Source organism: Acinetobacter sp. LipI_15 (assembly GCF_058242865.1).
Genome location: NZ_JBZAYN010000001.1, coordinates 253,595 through 269,782 on the forward strand (window position 1 = coordinate 253,595; position 16,188 = coordinate 269,782).

The 16,188-nt window shown below is 42.8% G+C and carries 16 protein-coding genes; 6 read left to right on the forward strand and 10 right to left on the reverse strand.

The features are described 5' to 3' along the window. Position 1: 1 nt before the first annotated feature. Together AC4CU0_RS01170 and gacA are read right to left on the reverse strand one after the other, a co-directional pair. Positions 2-1,567, reverse strand: a complete 1,566-nt coding sequence (locus AC4CU0_RS01170) for a sensor histidine kinase (protein WP_490742270.1) — start codon at positions 1,565-1,567, stop codon at positions 2-4. A gap of 22 nt (positions 1,568-1,589) precedes the next feature. Next, positions 1,590-2,225, reverse strand: coding sequence for a response regulator transcription factor GacA (gacA, locus tag AC4CU0_RS01175; protein WP_490742271.1), 636 nt, complete (start codon positions 2,223-2,225; stop codon positions 1,590-1,592). Positions 2,226-2,437: 212 nt separating this feature from the next. Between gacA and AC4CU0_RS01180 the strand changes: the two genes are divergently transcribed. Then, positions 2,438-3,487: a serine hydrolase family protein gene (locus AC4CU0_RS01180; protein WP_180004717.1), complete on the forward strand. Its 1,050-nt coding sequence runs from the start codon at positions 2,438-2,440 to the stop codon at positions 3,485-3,487. Between the two features lie 125 nt (positions 3,488-3,612). Here the strand turns inward: AC4CU0_RS01180 and thrC are convergent, their stop codons facing one another. From thrC to xerD, 4 genes are all read right to left on the reverse strand, one after another. Next, the gene (thrC, locus tag AC4CU0_RS01185) at positions 3,613-4,752 is read right to left on the reverse strand and encodes a threonine synthase (RefSeq protein ID WP_078192584.1); all 1,140 of its coding nucleotides are present in this window, start codon (positions 4,750-4,752) and stop codon (positions 3,613-3,615) included. A gap of 62 nt (positions 4,753-4,814) precedes the next feature. After that, positions 4,815-6,119, reverse strand: a complete 1,305-nt coding sequence (locus tag AC4CU0_RS01190; RefSeq protein ID WP_078192857.1) for a homoserine dehydrogenase — start codon at positions 6,117-6,119, stop codon at positions 4,815-4,817. Positions 6,120-6,249: 130 nt separating this feature from the next. Beyond that, on the reverse strand, positions 6,250-7,062 hold the full coding sequence (locus AC4CU0_RS01195) for a DsbC family protein (RefSeq protein WP_078189446.1): 813 nt from the start codon (positions 7,060-7,062) through the stop codon (positions 6,250-6,252). A 96-nt stretch (positions 7,063-7,158) separates the two neighbouring features. Continuing rightward, complete coding sequence (gene xerD, locus AC4CU0_RS01200; protein ID WP_490742272.1) at positions 7,159-8,076, reverse strand: site-specific tyrosine recombinase XerD; 918 nt, start codon at positions 8,074-8,076, stop codon at positions 7,159-7,161. A gap of 172 nt (positions 8,077-8,248) precedes the next feature. On the opposite strand from xerD, the gene AC4CU0_RS01205 reads away from it, so the two are divergent. The 5 genes from AC4CU0_RS01205 to ftsW all read left to right on the forward strand — a co-directional run bounded on the left by AC4CU0_RS01205 (position 8,249) and on the right by ftsW (position 13,386). Continuing rightward, on the forward strand, positions 8,249-8,512 hold the full coding sequence (locus AC4CU0_RS01205; protein ID WP_078189444.1) for a FeoA family protein: 264 nt from the start codon (positions 8,249-8,251) through the stop codon (positions 8,510-8,512). Further along, a complete protein-coding gene (gene feoB / locus AC4CU0_RS01210; protein WP_490742273.1) occupies positions 8,509-10,371 on the forward strand; it encodes a ferrous iron transport protein B in 1,863 nt (620 codons plus the stop codon). The genes AC4CU0_RS01205 and feoB overlap by 4 nt, the downstream gene beginning before the upstream one ends. Positions 10,372-10,410: 39 nt before the next feature. Continuing rightward, entirely contained in the window at positions 10,411-10,662 is a 252-nt protein-coding gene (locus tag AC4CU0_RS01215) for a DUF6587 family protein (RefSeq protein ID WP_180039944.1), read from the forward strand. 159 nt (positions 10,663-10,821) lie between these two features. Then, positions 10,822-12,168, forward strand: a complete 1,347-nt coding sequence (gene murD / locus AC4CU0_RS01220) for a UDP-N-acetylmuramoyl-L-alanine--D-glutamate ligase (RefSeq protein ID WP_490742274.1) — start codon at positions 10,822-10,824, stop codon at positions 12,166-12,168. A gap of 21 nt (positions 12,169-12,189) precedes the next feature. Beyond that, complete coding sequence (ftsW, locus tag AC4CU0_RS01225; RefSeq protein ID WP_180004691.1) at positions 12,190-13,386, forward strand: putative lipid II flippase FtsW; 1,197 nt, start codon at positions 12,190-12,192, stop codon at positions 13,384-13,386. Here the strand turns inward: ftsW and AC4CU0_RS01230 are convergent. The 4 genes from AC4CU0_RS01230 to cpdA all read right to left on the reverse strand — a co-directional run bounded on the left by AC4CU0_RS01230 (position 13,375) and on the right by cpdA (position 16,183). Then, a complete protein-coding gene (locus AC4CU0_RS01230; RefSeq protein WP_490742275.1) occupies positions 13,375-13,635 on the reverse strand; it encodes a zinc-ribbon domain-containing protein in 261 nt (86 codons plus the stop codon). The two genes, ftsW and AC4CU0_RS01230, sit on opposite strands and share 12 nt — an antisense overlap. 85 nt (positions 13,636-13,720) lie before the next feature. Next, on the reverse strand, positions 13,721-14,638 hold the full coding sequence (gene gluQRS / locus AC4CU0_RS01235) for a tRNA glutamyl-Q(34) synthetase GluQRS (RefSeq protein WP_490742276.1): 918 nt from the start codon (positions 14,636-14,638) through the stop codon (positions 13,721-13,723). A gap of 4 nt (positions 14,639-14,642) precedes the next feature. Next, on the reverse strand, positions 14,643-15,170 hold the full coding sequence (gene dksA, locus AC4CU0_RS01240) for an RNA polymerase-binding protein DksA (protein ID WP_078189438.1): 528 nt from the start codon (positions 15,168-15,170) through the stop codon (positions 14,643-14,645). 209 nt (positions 15,171-15,379) lie between these two features. Continuing rightward, positions 15,380-16,183, reverse strand: a complete 804-nt coding sequence (cpdA, locus tag AC4CU0_RS01245; RefSeq protein WP_180164333.1) for a 3',5'-cyclic-AMP phosphodiesterase — start codon at positions 16,181-16,183, stop codon at positions 15,380-15,382. Positions 16,184-16,188: the final 5 nt, after the last annotated feature.

The window sequence follows — 16,188 nt, forward strand, 5'->3', positions numbered from 1 at the left end:
ATTAAATAACAGCTTGTAAGCACTCAATCCTAAAGCAAGCTCCCTGTTTTTTTTCTACATAGGAAAGCTGTGCTTGATTCGCTTCACAGAAGCTATGAGCAAGATATAATCCTAAACCAGTTCCAGTAATTTCGGTACTAAAAAATGGTTGAAATAACTGTGCGCGGTTTTGTAAAGCAACCCCATGACCGAAATCTCGGACATCGATCTGGACTTTTTTCTGATCCGTACGCGCCACCACTTCGATATACGACATGTCCGGATTGTTATGGCGAATCGCATTACGAATTAGGTTGATTAAAATTTGTCTGAACTGTGCCTCATCAAAATCGATTAAAGTCTTGGCTTGTACATTGAGCCGAATGTTCTGTTGAATGTCTGCCAGATCTTCTTGCAGGAACAATGGTAAAAATTGCTCTAGATTCAGACGAGTCGGATGGGTTTCCTTATTGCGCACCATATTTAGGGTGTCTTGAATAATTCGGTCAATCCGCACCGCTTGACGTGAAATCATATGATTCAACATGTGCTGTTGTTCGGTATCACTTTGCGGATATAAATCATTGGCATGCACAATTGCGGCTAATGGATTGCGAATTTCATGTGCAATACTGGCGGAGAGTTGCCCTAAAGCGGCTAATTTTAGTTGTTGCACTTGCTGATTGAGTTTTTGTGCATCTTGTAAAATCAGCAAGGTCAGCATTTGATGCGGCACAACGAGTTTTTGTACGAGTACCTGAATGTGGTATTGGCTTTGTTGGGATTCAAATTGGAATTTTTCACCGCTTTTTAAATCTTCAAATTTGAGTAATTCAAATAAATCGGGCTGCGTGGTATACAGTGGATATTGATCATGATGATAAAAATTTGGCATGCCGAGTAAATGGCAAGCAGCAGGATTACTCAGCACCACATGACAGTTTTCATCCAACACCAAATAGCCCGTATCAATCTGCTCCAAGATATAGCGGTTAATGTTTTGTAGTCGATGTAGCTCTAAGGATTGCGAAAAATTCAGATTTTCTAGTAACTGGAAACGTTTCACGGCAATTTGCGCACTGCCATACACCACACAAAATAAAAAAGCCAAAATCGCACTGTTGGTTAAATTTTTGAGTGAGGTAAATTCAAGAATTGAACCTAAAAACAGTTGATATACCACACAGATCACAGCGATGAGGGTGATGACCAAGGCTTTTTGGGCATCTAATAACAGGGATGCTGCAAAAATCGTAATCACAAACAGTAAACTCAAATGTAAATTAGGTCCATCGATGGCTAAGGTCAGTAAGCTCAGCGAAATGACATCTACAATGAATAACAGTAGTAACTGGTTTGGGATCCGGACTTTGAAACGTCCAAGTGACATGAATTGAATGCTGGTAAACAGCAAATAAATCGTCAATACATATAGGTATAAACGTGGGTATTCATAATCTGAAGTGAATTGAGTGTAGGTCAGTAAAAAGACCAGTAACAGACAGGCACTGATGATAAAGCGATAAGCACTGTACCAAAGGCCTAAATGATACTGGTTCAATTCACTATGAATTGAACGCTGTGTCATAAGTAACTGGATGTACGTTGTGTTAAGGTTTGATTAACCCGTAGCGAATCGCCAAGTGAGTTAGTTTGACATCACTATCAATATTCAGTTTTTCAAAAATGCGGTAACGGTAGGTATTCACTGTTTTAACACTAACGAATAATTTATCGGAAATTTCTTGTGCATTAATACAATTGACCACCATCATGGCAACTTGCATTTCACGCTCAGACAGAGCGTCAAAAGGTGATTGTTGTGTATCAGACAAATATGAGCTAGCCAGTTGTTCCGCAATGTCTGCACTGAAATATTTGCCACCTTGCATCACTTTATTAATCGCACGGACCATTTCAGTAACTGGTGCACCTTTGGTGATATAGCCTTTGGCACCTGCTTTTAACAATAAAGACGGGTAGGGTTCTTCAGCAAGTCCACTGACTGCGAGGACTTTTGTATCTGGCGCTGTTTGAAGTAGGCGACGTGTGGTTTCTACACCTCCGATCCCCGGCATATTGACATCTAATAGAACGACATTTGGATGGTGTTGGCGAACAAGTGTAATCGCATCTTCACCCGATTCGGCTTGTCCAATGACTTGGACATCTGCATGGTCTTCGAGCATACGGCAAATACCAGTACGGACTAATTCATGGTCATCTACCACCAAAACTGTGATCACCTACACTCTCCCTCAAATCAAAATCTGTTTTTTTTGTTACATAAAGCAAAATAAGCTTGCAATGAAACGACAAAATTAGCAATCCTATTCTTATATGAAATGAAAAACTTCATACACAATGTGTGAGCAAAAAATGTTCGTAGTTGTGACCAATGTACGGCATATTGCTGGTCTTGCGCAAATGTTTAGTATCCTGAGTTGAGTGAGCAATGGTGAAAAAATTAAATAAATCCTTCATGCACGTTTTGGGCATGTCAATTTTATTCAGTATGAGCAGTTTCAGTTCTGCTGAAATTGTGATGAATAGTGCTGCAAATCAGCAGTCAAATATTAGCTGGTCATCTGAAGATGCAAACCAGTTGCTCAACGGTGACGTGTCTTATAGCGCTGAAGAGCCATCTCCTCAAGGGTCAACGAAAGTGACTACTTCTGTACGTAGTACAGGCGGTGTGGTACAGACAGCACCATCGAAAACGGTCCGTATTATTGATACCAATCAATACGCAGGACAGCCCTCTGTAAATGCGCGTGCAGCACTGGTTATGGATGGTCAAACTGGTGAAGTGCTATATAGCAAAAATAGCAATACCGCTTTACCGATTGCATCAATTACCAAACTCATGACAGCAGTAGTGATTTCAGATGCCCGATTAAACATGTCTGAAAAGATTACCTTACAACAGTCTGATTTCTCATGTTCAGGCTGTAAAAGCTCAAGTTCAACGCTGCGTGCTGGCGACAGTATGAACCGCGCAGAAGCTTTGCTATTTGCTTTGATGAAATCTGAAAACCCAGCGGCTTCGGCATTAGCACGTACTTATCCAGGTGGTCGTTCTGCATTTATTTCAGCGATGAATGCGAAAGCACGCTCATTAGGGATGAACTCGACTCATTATATGGAATCGACTGGCTTGCACCCAGGCAATGTCGCTTCGGCACGTGACTTGGGGATTTTGGTGAATACCGCTTCGCAGTATGGTTTGATTCGTCAATTTTCAACCACACCAAGTTATGACTTTAATTTGGGCTACCGCGTGTTGAAATCAAACAATACTAATGCTTTAGTGCGTAATGGTGGTTGGAATATTAATATTTCAAAAACAGGATTTATTAATGAAGCAGGGCGCTGTGTTGTGATGCATACCACACTGAATAACCGTCCAGCGGTGGTGGTGTTATTGGGTGCGGATTCTTCAGTGGCACGAACCAATGATGCGACTCGTTTAATGAACTGGGCGAGCCAGTTACCAAAACGTATTTAACAAGATTTCAGATTTTTCATTCTTTCAGTATTTAGATTTACTCAACGTTTAAATGCTGAAGTGAATGCAAGATATAAAAAAGCCCTGCAAGAGCAGGGCTTTTTTTTATTCAGTCAGCATATAAATTACATATTTGACAGAATTGAATCACGAACTTGATCCATAGTTGCATCAATCGACAACATTACGGCATCTTGGCATTGCTTGATGGCAGTGTCAGGATCTTTTAAACCGTTACCTGTTACAGTACATACGATTACAGAACCTTCAGCAATTTTACCTGCTTTAATGTCACGAATCGCACCACCGATAGACGCTGCAGAAGCAGGTTCTACGAATACACCTTCGTACATAGACAGTAGACGCTGTGCTTCTAAGATTTCAGCATCTTGCAGTTCGTCAAACCAGCCTTCTGAATCACGGACTACTGCTTTAGCATGGTTCCAGCTTTGTGGGTTACCGATACGGATTGCAGTTGCTACTGTTTCAGGGTTTTCTACAGGTGCGCCGCGTAGGAATGGTGCCGCGCCAGCAGCTTGGTAACCCACCATTGTTGGTAGACCCGCAGGTTTTGGACCTGTGAATTGATCAGTTTCAGGATCATAAACCACTTGTACAAATTCTTCTTTAGGCTGATTCGCCACAGCTTCGGTATAACCCATCCAGTGTGCTGTGATGTTACCCGCATTACCTACAGGTAAGCAGTGGTAATCTGGCGCACGACCTAATTCGTCAACGATTTCGTAAGCAATGGTTTTTTGACCTTGCAGACGATATGGGTTGATTGAATTTACAATCGTAACTGGTGCTTGATCTGCAACTTCTTTTACAAGACGCATACCATCATCGAAGTTACCGTGGATTTGCATTGTTACTGCGCCATACATCATCGCTTGTGCCATTTTACCCATGGCAATTTTGCCTTCTGGGATGAGCACAAATGCTTTAATGCCTGCACGTGCAGCATAAGCAGCCGCTGCAGCAGATGTATTACCTGTAGATGCACAGATAATTGCTTTAGAGCCTTCTTCAACTGCTTTTGTTACAGCCATGGTCATACCACGGTCTTTAAATGAACCAGTCGGGTTTAAGCCCTCGTACTTCACATAAATTTCAACATTTTTGCCAATAATGCGTGGAATGTTCTCAAGCTTAATCAGTGGCGTATTACCTTCGCCCAAAGAAATTGCGCGAGTAGTTGCAGATACGGGTAAACGGTCGCGATAGCGGTCAACTAAACCAGTATAACGATTGGCATTAGACATGATGATGTTCCAATTGTGTGTAGAGCTTGGCGAGAGGAACTGAAATATTCCCCTCGACCCGATTAATTATCAAGCGATTCTAAACGAATTCGTACAATTTCGCCATGAATGACAGGCAATGCTTGAATTTGTTGAAGGGCTTCATCCATTTTAGATTCTTTAACTGGATCAGTCAGAATCACGATAGGAATAAGGTCTTTTAAGCGCGGCTGTTGCATGATCGCATCGATGCTGATTCCTGCACGGCTTAAAATCGTAGTGACATCAGCAAGAACGCCAGTTTGATCTTCGGCATTAATACGGATGTAGTATCCAGTGGTCATTTCTTCACGTGGAAGAATTGGTAAATCAGTTAGGGCTTCAAACGCAAGCTGTGGAATTGTGCCAGCACCATCTTCGGTATATGAGATGTCACGGACAATATCGACAACATCAGCAACCACCGCTGATGCGGTCGGGCCTGCACCTGCGCCTGCGCCATAGTAAAGCGTTGGACCAACGGCATTGGCTTGAACCAACACAGCATTTTTAACGCCATTTACATTGGCGATCAGTTGGTCTTCAGGGATCAGCGTTGGATGCACACGAAGTTCAATACCCGTTGCAGCACGACGTGCAATACCTAAATGTTTAATACGGAAACCGAGGTCTTCTGCATATTTGACATCTTGCGCAGTAACTTTGCTGATGCCTTCAGTGAAGACTTTGTCAAATTGGAGTGGGATACCAAAAGCAATAGAAGCCAGCAATGTTAACTTGTGCGCCGCATCGATTCCTTCGACGTCGAAGGTTGGATCTGCTTCGGCATAACCGAGTTCTTGCGCTTCTTTGAGAACGTCTGCAAAGGCACGACCTTTTTCACGCATTTCAGTCAGGATAAAGTTACCAGTACCGTTAATGATACCTGCAAGCCAGTCAATTTTATTCGCCGCCAAACCTTCACGGAGGACTTTAATAATTGGGATACCACCTGCGACAGCTGCTTCATAAGCAATCTGAACGTGATGATCATCGGCCAATTTAAATAATTCATTGCCGTGTTCAGCTAATAACGCCTTGTTGGCTGTAACCACTTGTTTGCCATGAACGATTGCTTCACGAATCACTTCATAGGCAGGGTGAATGCCGCCCATAACTTCAACCACAACGTCTACATCGGGTTGACGGACGATATCCAATAAATCAGCACTTTGCTTCACTGAAGCAGGCAGTTCTAAATCAGGACGAGGGCGACGCGTGCCCACATGGGTAATTTCAATTTCACGACCGGTGCGACGTTTAATCTCAGCAGCATTTTCTTTTAGTAGTTTAAGGGCACCACCACCCACAGTACCAAGACCGAGGATTGCCAGACGAACTGGTTTCACGTCACACTCCATTTATTTCATCATTGCTTTAAGTGAGTTTAGATCATAGCTAAAAAAACGTTCGGACTCTAGGGTAGAAATCACTTTATTCCTACCCATAAAAAACATTCATTTAGCCTATAAAAATTAGTTATTTAAGCGCACTTTCAAGTTCGGAAGCCGACATGTAAGCACCGATGTGTTTGCCTTCTGCGTTATAGATCGCTGGCGTACCATTCACACCAATATTTAGACCCATTTCATACATGCTGCGCACTGGGTTTTTACATGATGCTGGCTCGATTTGCTCACCGGCAATGGCTTTATCAAATGCGGCACGACGGTCTTTGCTACACCAGATAGTTTCCATCATTGGCATGTGTTGTTCACCACGTGGCCAAGCGATATAACGGACTTCAATGCCACGGGCATTAATATCATCCATTTGTTCATGTAATTTATGGCAATAAGGACAGCTAACATCGGTAAACACATAAACCACGTGTTTGGTTTTACCTTTGGCTTTATAGATCAGTAGGTCTTCAGTTTTTAATTGATCAAATAATTTTTTGTTGGCCTCTGCTTGTAGGGTATCGCCTACATTAAAGAGTTGTTTTTCACCTAAACGAACCACGTCGCCTTGGAAAATGTATTTACCATCAGCTGTAGCATAGACCGCAGGCATGCCTTCAAAGCTTACCCAAAACAAATTAGGAACTTCAGTCGCTTTCACCCCAGTGACTTTGGCATTGATATTGGCTTTTTGCAGATTGGATTGCAAAGTATCAATTAAACGCTGCTGAGCATTACGTTCAGATAAATTCGAAGCTTCACCAGTTGCAGGCGTACTTGCCGTTAATGTCGCATCTTTCTTTTCGTCATTATTTGAATTAGAACAAGCCACTAACGCCATACTGGCAACAAGTGTCGATGCGAGAAAAATTTTTGAACGGGTAAATAACATAAACAACCCTTTTCTTTTAGCTTTATCAAACAGGTGAGTAAGCATAGCAAAAAATATCGGGCACAATAGAACTTCTTGGTCTGATATTTCCTGCCGTTAAGCTCTCGGATGATAGTCTGCATGTAATTTTTGCATACGAACCTGCGCGACATGGGTATAAATTTGCGTGGTAGACAAGTCACTGTGGCCGAGCAGCATCTGCACGACACGTAAGTCGGCACCGTGGTTGAGCAAATGCGTGGCAAAGGCGTGGCGTAAGGTATGTGGTGATAATTCGGCTTGAATGCCTGCAATGAGCGCATAGCGTTTAATCGCGTACCAAAAGTTTTGGCGACTCATCATTCCACCGAGTTGAGTGAGAAATAAAGCATCGGTTGCGCTTTTGTATAAGACGGGGCGTGATTCGGCTAAATATTTCTCGATCCATTCCACCGCCACTTGTCCTAAAGGGACTAAGCGTTCTTTATTGCCTTTACCAGTAATCCGTAAATAGCCTTGTTTCAGATTGATCAGTTCTAATCTTAAATTTAATAACTCAGAGACACGTAAACCACAGGCATACAGCACTTCGAGCATGGCACGATCACGTAGACCCAAAGCGGTGCTGAGGTCTGGGGCATTAATCAGGGCTTCGACATCTGCTTCAGATAAATCCTTTGGTAGGGCACGACCCAATTTGGGTGTTTTGTGGATTGCAACTGGATTGTCGCTGCGTATTTTTTGTTCGCGTAAGAACTTGAAAAATGAACGCAGTGCAGAAAGTGAGCGGGCGATCGAGCGTGGACTTTTTCCTTGTTTCGTCAGGCTGAGCAAGACATCTGAAATGTCGTCACTGCTCCAATCAGTCATGACATGCGTATGACATTCACTGCATTGAATTAAATCAGATAAATATGCATTTCGAGTATGTGGACTGACCGTTTGAGCAATTAAATCATCACGATATCCGTGTAAAAAACTGAGTGTTTCTGGAATTTGGACTGGGGTCGGGATTCGTGGTTTTTTATTTAACATGTGCCGCTCATTTTTGAAATTAAACCAAGAAATCACAATGGTTTAATGCAATGTAATTTAAAAAAATAGTCGTGTCGATGCTAGATTGCTAAATGAGAATTGAAATCGAATCCGATTTGTTAATTATTCTCATTTGTTTGTATAATGTTCAAAATTTTTTAGGGTTAGTTGCGTGCGATTATCTGATTTGAAAGTGAAACAAAGCGCAGTCATTCATAAGGTACATCGTAACCAGAATGGCAACAATGCTCCGGCTGATTTAGTCGCTAGCCGTTTAGAGACTTTGGGTTTTGTTCCCGGAACAAAAGTACAGGTGATTACCAAAGGTATTTTTGGTGGTGACCCGATTTTAATTCAAGTTGGGTTTACTCGTTTTGCACTGCGAAAAGTAGAAGCTGAAAAAGTGGAAATAGCAATGGAAGGGGCATCAGCATGAGTGATGCGTTACGTATTGCCCTCGTTGGTAATCCAAACTGTGGTAAAACTTCATTATTCAATCATTTAACGGGCACACGTCAGAAAGTTGCAAACTATGCTGGGGTAACGGTTGAGCGTAAAGTTGGTCAATTTACGTTGCCATCGGGTAAATCTGTTCGAGTTTTGGATTTGCCGGGAACATATAGCTTAGAAGCGACGAGTCCTGATGAAGCGATTACGCGTGATGTCGTGCAAGGTAAAATTGCAGAAGAAGGGCATCAAGATGTCTTTTTATGTGTAGTTGATGCGACAAACTTAAAATTGCACCTCGGTTTGGTCATGGAAATGGTCGATTTGGGTCGTCCAATTTTACTTGTCCTCAACATGATGGATGAAGCACGTCGTCGTGGCATGCAAATCAATACCCAAAAGCTGTCTCAGCGTTTGGGTGTGCCTGTCGTAGAAACCGTTGCTGTACGTAATGCGGGTATTGAAAACTTAATGGGTGCTTTGGATACTGAAGGTTTCAGAAAACCAGATGCGTCATTAAGTGATACCAATCTTTCTGGGACTAACCACGGAAAAATTGAACAAATTTTAAAAGACGTGGTGGTGTTTGTTGATCATGAAGATAAACGCTCAGACTTCCTCGATAAAATTTTTCTACATCCAGTCTTTGGTTTAATTACCTTAGCGGTGATGATGTTTATTATCTTCCAAGCGGTGTTTGCATGGGCTGCGCCGTTTATGGACGGTATTGAAACCTTCTTCGGTTGGTTCGGTGAATTGGTTGGTGAACACATTTCACATCCACTACTGAACAGCTTGGTGGTTGATGGGATCATTGCGGGTGCAGGTGGTGTGGTGGTGTTCTTGCCGCAGATTTTAATTTTATTCTTCTTTATTTTGGTTTTAGAAGAATCAGGTTATTTACCACGTGCAGCGTTCTTACTAGATAAGCTGATGTTTAAAGCGGGTCTGAGTGGTCGTGCTTTTATTCCTCTGTTATCGAGCTTTGCCTGTGCTGTACCGGGCATTATGGCAACTCGGAGTATTCAAGATCCTCGAGATCGTCTAGTAACGATTTTAGTTGCGCCGTTGATGACCTGTTCGGCACGTTTACCGGTTTATGCTTTGTTGATCTCGGCATTTATTCCAGAGCAAATAGTCTGGGGCGTCTTTAACTTACAAGGCTTGGTACTATTTGCATTATATGCAGCAGGGATTGTGAGTGCCTTAATTGTGGCAACAGTCCTGAAATTCTTCCAAAAAGATAAATCACAGCATGCCTTATTGATGGAACTTCCAAGCTACCGTTTCCCAGATATTAAGAGTGTTTGGATTGGTTTACTGGACCGTGCCAAGATTTTCTTGAAACGTGTCGGTGGCATCATTTTCGCTTTATCGATTTTGTTATGGTTCTTGTGTACTTTCCCGCAACCGCCAGAAGGCGCAACCTTGCCGGATATTGATTATTCATTGGCAGGTATGCTTGGGCATGTATTACAACCGATTTTTGCACCATTAGGGTTTAACTGGCAGATCTGTATTGCCTTAATTCCAGCGATGGCGGCACGTGAAGTCGTTGTGGCGGCATTGGGTACGGTGTATGCCTTGTCTGCAACAGATGAAGATGCCATGTCTCAAGGTCTGGCAAATTTAATTAGTAGTGATGGGTCATTGGGTTGGTCATTGGCAACCGGTTTATCATTATTGGTGTGGTTTATTTATGCGCCACATTGCTTGGCGACACTGGCGACAGTTAAACGTGAAACTGGCTCCTTGAAGACGGTGAGTTTCATGACCATCTATTTATTTGGTTTGGCTTATTTAATGGCATTCATCACGTATCAAATTGCAACACGTTATTTTGGATAGTGAATCTTGAATGGCAAAAGCTGAACAAAGGAGAGAGACATGCTTGAATCAATAATTATTGCGGTATTGGTGATTTGGAGTGCTGTCGTGGTGTTTAAGAAGGTATTTCCAAAAACATCAAACTCAGTCTTCACAACTTTATCTGAGCACTGTGCAAACCGTGGTTGGAACAGTTTAGCCAAATGGTTAAAGCCCAAAATGGTCGCAGGCTGTGCAGGCGGTTGTGGATGTTCAGCTTCGGATAATCCATCTGCAAAAAAAGCTGAAGTACAAGCGGTGAAATGGAAATAAGCTCACCGTCAATTGCTTGAAGAAACCGCCCAAGATGGGCGGTTTTTTTACGAGCGGACACAAAAAAACTGCGAGAAAGTGAAAACATAAAAAGCATTCAAAACAGCAAAGTGCTAACATTTTGTCAGATTTAAAAACCGACCAAAAAATGGGGCGAAAATGTTAATACAGCGTGGTGGATTGAAGGTTGTTGCCGGATTAGGGATTTCTGGTGTTTCCGCAGTGAATTTCTTACATAGCCATGGCTACCGCGTTGCAGTCACCGATTCACGAGCAGTCCCACCGGGTCATGATCAAATTCCAAGTGATGTACAAACCAGTTTTGGTCAGTTGGACCAAGATTTATTACTTCAAGCAGAAGAAATTATTATCAGCCCGGGGCTAGATCCAAAATTACCGCAAATTCAGGCGGCCATTGCAGCCAACATTCCTGTGGTTTCAGAAATTCAAATTTTACGTCGTGCGACAGATAAGCCGATTGTCGCGATTACAGGTTCGAATGCGAAAAGTACCGTAACAACTTTATTTGGTCTTATGGCAGCAGATGCAGGCAAAAAAGTGGCAGTGGGTGGTAACTTGGGTCGTCCAGCTTTGGATCTCACCAAAGATGATCCTGAACTTTATGTTTTAGAGCTTTCAAGTTTTCAATTAGAAACCACGTCGAACTTGGCAGCAGAAGTGGCTGTTGTGTTGAACATGAGTGAAGACCATTTGGACCGTCATGGCGATATGATGGGCTATCACACTGCGAAGCATCGTATTTTCCAAGCGGTGAAAAAAGTGGTGTATAACCGTGATGACTCATTAACACGTCCATTGGTTCCAGATGCTACTCCAATGCAAAGCTTTGGCCTAAATGCTCCAGATATGAATCAGTTTGGTATTTTACGCGATACTGATGGCACAATTTGGTTGGCACGTGGTCGTGAGCGTTTACTGAAAAGTGCAGATATGTATATCCAAGGGACACATAATGTGGCAAACGCCTTGGCATGTTTGGCTTTGGGTGAAGCGATTGGTTTGCCATTAGCAGGCATGTTGGAAACCTTGAAAACCTTTAAAGGCTTAGAACACCGCTGTGAATTTGTCAAAGAAGTGCATGGTGTTCGTTATTATAACGACTCTAAAGGTACCAATATTGGTGCGACTTTGGCTGCGATTGATGGCCTAGGTGCTGCGATTGAAGCCAAAGGCGGTAAAGTGGCGATTATTTTAGGTGGTCAAGGCAAAGGGCAGGACTTTACTGCACTGCGTGATTCACTTTCAAAATATGCCAAAGTTGCAGTGTTGATTGGTGAAGATCGTCCAATTATTGAAAAAGCGATTGAAAGGACAACCACGCTGATTCATGCTGAAAGTTTGAAACAAGCGGTTGAGCTGTGCCAACAAAATGCGGTAGCCAATGATGTGGTGTTATTGTCTCCAGCGTGCGCAAGTTTTGATATGTTTAAAGGCTACAGTGAGCGTGGACACCAATTTGTTGATTGTGTGAATGCACTCGTTTAAAAGAACGATAAGGAAAGTTGTATGGCTGGGTTGGCTCAGACGACCATAAATAGAATAAATGAAGTTGTAGAGCGTTGGATTCCTCGGTTACCTGCCGAGGTCAACGTGCGCAATGTTCTGGTGTTCTGTGTTTTGGCATTGTTGTGTATTGGTTCGATCATGGTGGCATCTGCATCGATGCCTTATGCAGAACGCATGCATGAAAATGCCTTTCATTACATTTCACGACACGGTATTTCGATTGCCGCTGCCGCCGCCGCCGCCTATATCGCCTATAAAGTGCCGTTAAATGTCTGGTTTAACAACACCTTCTTTTTATGGATTATCACGATTATCTTACTGGCTGCTGTATTGGCTGTCGGGACAGAGGTCAATGGTTCTAAACGTTGGATTCGGATCGCTGGTTTCACCTTACAGGCTTCGGAAGTTGCCAAAGTCATGATGGCGATATTTACCGCGGACTATGTGGTACGGCGTGCCGAAGAAGTCCGTAATAATATTAAGGGCTTGGTGCGTTTGGCAGTGATTATGGCTGCAACTGTCGGTTTGGTCATGGCAGAGCCCGATTTAGGGGCGACGGTGGTGATTGCCTTAACCATGCTAGGGGTATTCTTCCTCGCAGGTGCACCGTTGATTCAGTTCGCAATTGCCTTTGGTGCGATCATCATGGCCTTTGTGTTCTTGATTTTATTTGAACCTTATCGTTTAGAACGTTTGATGTCCTTCTCAAATCCATGGAATGATCCATTAGGCGCAGGCTACCAATTGTCGAATGCATTAATGGCTTTTGGTCGCGGTGAATGGTTTGGTGTCGGCTTGGGTCATAGTATTCAAAAAATGTCGTATTTACCTGAGGCTCATACTGACTTCATGTTGGCGGTTTTGGGCGAAGAATTTGGCTTCTTTGGGATTTTGACCGTATTGACGCTGTCATTTGTGATGTTGGTCTGCTGTATTCGCATTGGTCATCGTGCTTTACGTCATCAATACTTGCGTGCAGGCTACTTGGCTTATGGCATCAGTATTATCTTCTTGCTGCAAATTTTGGTGAATGCCGGCATGAACATGGGCATGCTTCCAACCAAGGGTTTGACCTTACCGTTTATTAGTTATGGGGGGTCTTCTCTGATTATCTGTGCGGTTATGGTGAGTCTGATCTTAAAGATCGATGCGACGACCAAAGAAGTGAACCCAAGTAAAGAAGAATCAAGCTTCTAAATTCGTATCTCGTTGCGGATCGGGAGATGCATGGTGGAGTACACTGGCCGGCATCTCCGTTCCACAATGAAGACATTTGACAAAGCTCGCCTTGGCTTTAGAAAGGGAAATCAATGGGATAAAAAATAAAGAAAAATAATTACGTTGCTGTTTTAACTCATACTGAGTTCTGCTTCGGCAGACAGGGCAAGTAAATTGGCTCTTTTCAATGACTTTGGTTTTCGGACCAAATCCAAAAATAAAAAACATTAGGCTCTACAATGGTCGATTGATCACTTTATTAAAGCATAATTCAATTGAAAATCGAGTGATTGGCTTAGATCAATATTTGGGTTTATTGATAGATTTGAGGCAATGCTGTGCCATGGGGAATATGTTGAATATCCCACTGCGCAATCGCCTGTTGCAGCATAATACGCGGCGTGTCTAAGTCGACTGGCGGTTGGTGTAGGGCCTGCAATGCTTGTTGCAATAAAGATGCTGCTTTTTTTAAATCAAGAGCTTGAGCCATATTCTGTTTTGAAAGTTTTTGTCCCTGATCATTCATTGCCAATGGCAAGTGCATGTATTCAAGGCGCGGATAACCCAAAACCTGTCCGAGCCAAATTTGACGTTCGGTATTGTCCAAAAGATCAGCCCCACGTACAACATGGGTCATCCCTTGTAGGTAGTCATCAACCACGACAGCAAGTTGATAATTGATAATGCCATCACGGCGTTTTAAGACAAAGTCACCCAAATCCTGTTGCAGATTGGAGCAATGCATCCCTTGTAAGCGGTCGGTAAAACAAATGTTCTGTGCATCGACTTTAATTCGAATGGCCTGATCCTGAAGAGGAAGGCCAAGATTACGACATGTACCTTGATAGATATGATTCGAACCGAGCATTTTTCGGGTGCATTGACAAGCATAGACCAAGCCTTGTGCATGCAAATGCGCAATGACTTGCTCATAGATTTCGAGGCGGTCTTTTTGGAAAATGATCTCGGCATCTGGTTCGAATTGAAATGCATCAATACAACGTAAGATGTGTTCTTCGCTGCCGGGAAATATACGTGGAATGTCGGTATCTTCGATACGAACCACCCATTGCCCCTGATGGGCACGGGCATCGCAGTAGCTTGCGACTGCTGTAATTAAAGAGCCAAAATGCAAAGGGCCGGTTGGCGATGGCGCAAACCGACCCACGTAATGCTCTGCAGCTTTCCCTCCCTTATCTAAAGGGAGGGCTAGAGAGGAATTACTCAACACAGAATTAACCGTTATTTTGCTTCTCTTTGATCTCTGCAAGTGTTTTGCAGTCGATACATAAAGTTGCTGTTGGACGTGCTTCTAGGCGACGTAAGCCAATTTCGATACCACACGTTTCACAGAAGCCGTAGTCATCATTTTTGATCGCTTCAATTGATTGTTCAATTTTACGGATCAGTTTACGTTCACGGTCACGTGTACGAAGTTCAATCGCAAATTCTTCTTCTTGCGTTGCACGGTCGTTCACATCTGGAAGTGCAGTATTTTCGTCTTGCATAGTATTCAAAGTACGGTCTACTTCAGACATTAACTCAGCTTTCCACGCCAATAAGATGTGACGGAAATGCTCAAGTTGCCCTTCAGACATGTATTCTTCATTCTTTTTAGGCTGATAAGGTTCAATACCAAATAAGCTTGCAGTAGAACCACCTTCAGTCGCCTTTGGCTTTGATTTGCGCACGCGTTTGGTAGACTTTTCGTCTACTACATCAGTTTGTTCGTCTAAGACTTGATTTTGGTTGTCATTCGCCATGTAGGGCATTCCTCATCATATGCATATATCTATACGCAAAAAATATGGTGATATGCAAGTTTTTTATCCACCCAACACAGAGTTTCCTTCTGTGGGGGTCGTCATCATATAGACTTTTTCTGCTTATTGATAGTCTTTGATGTTTGGATTCTAACTATCACTTTTCCTTTAGAAGGCATAAAGTAAAGCAAAAAAATCAAATTGAAAAGTTAATAACCTGAAATTTCAACATTAATTTGAGGTTGTTTCAATTTGACCCGAACAACTTCCGTTTTAAATTCACCATTATCATTCAGATAGAGTGCACGATACCCTGGTAACGCTTCATCTAAGGCAAAATTTTCACTATGTGGTTTGAACTGAACACTGGTCGAAGGTGTCGATAAAAACTGAATATTGTGCCATTGATTAGATGAGTCTTGATGCACGTGTCCGCACAGTACAATTTTGACATTGTCGTGGCGCGAAAGCACATCCATCAGATGTTCAGCATTCTTTAGTTTATGCTGATCTATCCAATGCGATTGCATGGCAAAAGGGTGGTGGTGGCATGCCACAATGATGTGTTGCTGTGGGTGTGCTGTGAGCAACTGATCTAATTGTTCGAGCTGCTGTTGTGATACCCAACCATCGACTTTTCCCTTGACCGCACTGTTCAGTAAAATCAGACACCAATTGCCTAATGCGATGCAGTGTGCCCGATCTTCCTGTTGATGAAATGGGAAGCAAGACGCTTCGTCATGGTTCCCCGGAATCTGATAAAACGGAAACGGCTGCTGTTGCATATATTCGCGATAACGCGCATAGGTGCGCTCTACCGGCACTTGTGCAAGATCGCCAGTATGGACAAGCGTATCGATGTGATGATGGTTCAACTGAATTTGTTGAATCACATCGTGAAAACTCTGCTCTGGATTCATGCGGACAAACTCAAGATCTTCCTGATCCATTAAATGTGTGTCCGAGATCTGGATCAGTGTCCAGTCGTATTGTGGTGTATCCCTTAAAGTCATGTCCT

Excerpts from the sequence above, each read along its gene's own strand:
- AC4CU0_RS01195 (WP_078189446.1), bottom strand. The coding sequence starts at position 7,062 with ATGTTATTTACCCGTTCAAAAATTTTTCTCGCATCGACACTTGTTGCC.
- xerD (WP_490742272.1), bottom strand. The coding sequence starts at position 8,076 with ATGTTAAATAAAAAACCACGAATCCCGACCCCAGTCCAAATTCCAGAA.
- AC4CU0_RS01170 (WP_490742270.1), bottom strand. The coding sequence starts at position 1,567 with ATGACACAGCGTTCAATTCATAGTGAATTGAACCAGTATCATTTAGGC.
- thrC (WP_078192584.1), bottom strand. The coding sequence starts at position 4,752 with ATGTCTAATGCCAATCGTTATACTGGTTTAGTTGACCGCTATCGCGAC.
- murD (WP_490742274.1), top strand. The coding sequence starts at position 10,822 with ATGTTAATACAGCGTGGTGGATTGAAGGTTGTTGCCGGATTAGGGATT.
- feoB (WP_490742273.1), top strand. The coding sequence starts at position 8,509 with ATGAGTGATGCGTTACGTATTGCCCTCGTTGGTAATCCAAACTGTGGT.
- AC4CU0_RS01215 (WP_180039944.1), top strand. The coding sequence starts at position 10,411 with ATGCTTGAATCAATAATTATTGCGGTATTGGTGATTTGGAGTGCTGTC.
- ftsW (WP_180004691.1), top strand. The coding sequence starts at position 12,190 with ATGGCTGGGTTGGCTCAGACGACCATAAATAGAATAAATGAAGTTGTA.
- dksA (WP_078189438.1), bottom strand. The coding sequence starts at position 15,170 with ATGGCGAATGACAACCAAAATCAAGTCTTAGACGAACAAACTGATGTA.
- cpdA (WP_180164333.1), bottom strand. The coding sequence starts at position 16,183 with ATGACTTTAAGGGATACACCACAATACGACTGGACACTGATCCAGATC.
- AC4CU0_RS01230 (WP_490742275.1), bottom strand. The coding sequence starts at position 13,635 with ATGTTTTTTATTTTTGGATTTGGTCCGAAAACCAAAGTCATTGAAAAG.